General features: G+C 56.7%; 1 protein-coding gene. It reads left to right on the top strand.

The features are described 5' to 3' along the window. On the top strand, positions 1-252 hold a 252-nt coding region (locus Q4563_RS21270; RefSeq protein WP_303605940.1), incomplete at both ends, for a cadherin repeat domain-containing protein.

Genomic DNA, 252 nt, shown 5'->3' with positions numbered 1-252 from the left:
CTCTGGTGCCGGGCAAGTGGTGTATACCGCCACCGCGGATGACTCCGCAGATATCTCTGATGGCGTCACCTTCAGTCTGTCAGGCGACGATGCGGCGTATTTCTCGATTGATGCCAGCACCGGTGAAGTCACCTTATTGGCCGATGCTGATTACGAGACCAAACCAAGCTACAGCTTTACCGTCACCGCCACCGATGGGGCTGGTAACCACACGGACCAAGCCGTTACCCTGGCGGTCAATAACCTCGATGA

The sequence above is a fragment of the Gilvimarinus sp. 1_MG-2023 genome (assembly GCF_030548285.1).
Note: the sequence above shows the minus strand (reverse complement) of the source record. Positions and strands in the feature narration are given on the sequence as shown.